The sequence below is a fragment of the Streptomyces parvulus genome (genome assembly GCF_014648855.1).
Lineage (GTDB): Bacteria > Actinomycetota > Actinomycetes > Streptomycetales > Streptomycetaceae > Streptomyces > Streptomyces parvulus.
The window spans coordinates 1-2,876 of sequence record NZ_BMRX01000044.1 but is presented as its reverse complement, the minus strand read 5'-3'; the positions used below and the strand labels follow the sequence as shown (position 1 = coordinate 2,876).

Annotated in this window: 2 protein-coding genes; both read right to left on the bottom strand. The window is 76.1% G+C overall.

Translation table 11 applies throughout. From position 1 onward, the window contains the following. Nucleotides 1-1,530 (bottom strand): amylo-alpha-1,6-glucosidase (locus tag IE108_RS34615; protein WP_189397850.1); only part of this gene is annotated, 1,530 nt, incomplete at its 3' end. Continuing rightward, nucleotides 1,527-2,876 (bottom strand): MGH1-like glycoside hydrolase domain-containing protein (locus IE108_RS34610; RefSeq protein WP_229852772.1); only part of this gene is annotated, 1,350 nt, incomplete at its 5' end. The genes IE108_RS34610 and IE108_RS34615, both read right to left, overlap by 4 nt.

Here is a 2,876-nt window from a genome sequence, read left to right as displayed (position 1 = left end):
CAGGTGCCCGGCGTCCGAGGCCAGCGCGTCGACCTGCCGGCCCGCGCCGTCCAGGGCGACGGCGGGGAAGTCGGCGCCGGTCATCCAGAAGTCCGCCGTGAAGCGGGCGCGCAGCGCGGCGGCGGTCTCCCGCAGGCGGCGGGCGTAGGACTCGTCTCCCCAGACTCCGGCGGCGAGTTGGGCGGTGCGCAGGAGCGCGTCGTAGGCGTAGCCCTGCGCCTCCGAGACGGCGACGGGCCCCTCGGCCTGCGTGCCGTCGGCGAAGCAGACCGCGCCCGCGGAGTCCTTCCAGTTCTGGTTGACCAGGCCGCCCGGGTCGGGGGTGTAGACGAGGTAGCCGTGCTCCTCCAGGCCGCCGTCGGTGAGCATCCAGTCGACCGCGCGCCGGGCGTGCTGCTCCAGCCGGCGGGCCAGGATGCGGTCGCCGGTGGTCTGGTGGTGGGCGTGGAGCAGGACGAGGAAGAGCGGGGTCGCGTCGACGGCGCCGTAGTAGCGGCCGTACGGGACCTGCCGGAAGTGGGCGAGTTCACCGTGCCGGGTCTCGTGGACGATGCGGCCGGGCTGCTCACCGCTGAAGGCGTCGTGACGCTCGCCCTGGACGGCGGCGAGCGCGCTCAGCACCGCGGCCGCCGTGCCGGGCCGGTACGGCAGCAGGAAGTACGAGGTGAGCAGCGAGTCCCGCCCGAACAGGGTCATGAACCACGGAATGCCCGCCGCGGGGACGTGCAGCCGCTCTCCGTCGACGCCGGTGACCGGGATGGTCAGCAGGTCCAGGTCGGCCAGGCCGCGCTCGCAGGTCCGGGCGAGGTCGTCCGGGGCGGACTCGCCTCCGTGCGGCGGCCGTTCGGGGGTGGCGGTGGCCGTCCGGGCGGGCGGGGTGTGCCCGTGCGGGTGGGCGCGGGCGGTCAGCCGTACCTCGGCCCGTCCGTGTGCGTCGAGCGGCAGCCGCCAGGACAGGGTCCGGACGGTTCCGTCCCCGTCCGGTGCCGCGGGCCGGGCCGTCTCCGGGGCGGGGTGGCAGGTCAGTTCCGTCCGGGCGTGCCAGTCGGCCCGCCGGTAGTGGAGGACGAGCCCGTCGGCGCCGTCCCGCGTCTCATACGCGGCACCGGGCTTGACGTACTGCCGGTCGTCGGCGCGGAGTTCGAAGAGGTCGGCGAAGTCGGCGCCGACGGTCAGCTCGACGCGGGCGGTCACGGGGTCAGGACGGTTGCTGACCAGCGTCAGGTGCTCGGTCAGCGTGCCCGCGGTGACGCTCTGCCGCCGGAAGACGGTGTAGGCGGGCGGGTGGTCCCGGGTGCCCTCGGGGGTCAGGACGCAGGCGGCCGTGTCGTCGCCGTCCGCCGTGGCGGGCACCAGGACGGCCGGCGCGGTGCCGTCGACGGTCAGCAGCCAGCGGCTCAGGTGGCGGGCGTCCTGGAAGAACAGCCCGTCCGGCGCCGAGCCCCGGGTGCCCGTGATCTCGCCGTGGGTGCCGAGCCGCGCGAAGGTGGCCTCGCGCACGAGTTGCACGCCGGGTGCGGCCGCGCTCATGTCCGTGCCTCCGTCGCGTCGTGCCGCTCGGGGTGGTCCGCCGGTCCGGCGGTGGCCAGCAGGTCGAGGGTGAGGGCGGCGGTCCAGGAGAAGTGCCGGGTGCCGCGGGCCGCGCCGGTCGCGGGGTCGACGTACTCGGCGAATCCCGACCGGCCGGCGCGGGCGAGGAAGTCGGCGCGCAGCACGTCGGCGTCCCGCGTCAGGCCGTGGGTGCGCAGTCCCCGCTCGATCAGCCAGGCCGTGTTGAACCAGGCGGGACCGCGCCAGTAGCGGGTGGGGTCGAAGGCGCGGCCGGTCAGGTCGTAGCTCGGGACCAGCCGGGTGGCGGGGGCGCTGAACCGCGCTCCGGTGAGCGTGGCGTGCAGGCTCCGCACGACGTCGGCGGGCAGGTGCGGGACGAGCAGCGGGACCAGGCCGCTGACGCTCGCCTCGTCGACGTGCGCGCCGGTGTGCAGGTCGCGGACGCGGAACAGTCCGGCCTCCGCGTCCCACAGGCGGTCCACCAGCGCGCGGGTCAGCGCGGACGCCCGCTCGGTGTGCCGCTCCCCCGGCAGGCCCAGTTCGCGGGAGAGGGCGGCCAGCGCCAGCTCGCTCACGGCCAGCAGCGCGTTGAAGGAGGGGTCCTCCACGGCGAACCGGTGCGGTGCGGCGCGGTCGTCGTAGCCGGCGTCCCGGTACTCGGTGGCCAGCCGGACGTACCGGCCGTAGTCGAGGTCGGTGGGCCGGTCGGCCGGGTGGCCGTGGTCGAGGTCGGCGCGCCGGAAGGTGTCCGGCGGGCTCGGCTCGATCCGCTGGAGCGCCCGGTCCCAGCAGGGGCTGTTGTCCATGCCGGGCTCCCACGGGTGGACGACGGCCGCGAGGCCGCCGCCGCCGAGGTCGCGGCGGTCCAGGAGGTAGTCGTGCCAGGCGGCCAGGCGCGGCCGGACGCGGGCGAGGAAGCCGCGGCGGCGGGACTCGTCGGGGTCGGCTCGGTGCACCAGCCAGGCCGCCAGGGCGTGCACGGGCGGCTGGACGATGCCGGAGGTCTCCGTGGCAGAGGGGGCGCCGGCGGCGCGTCCGGCCGTGGAGGACCGCCAGAAGTCGGGGCTCGGGAAGTAGGCGCCGTGCGGCAGCGCGGGGTTGAAGACGATGTGCGGCACGCGTCCGTCGGCCCACTGCGCGGCCAGCAGCGACTCCAGTTCGCGCTGGGCGCGGCGCACCGAGAGGTGGCGCAGTCCGATCGCGACGAAGGCGGAGTCCCAGCTCCACTGGTGCGGGTAGAGGGTGCGGGAGGGGACGGTGGAGGCGCCGGTCCAGTTGTCGATCAGGACCCGCGCCGCACCGCGCCGCAGGGTCAGGTCTGCGGG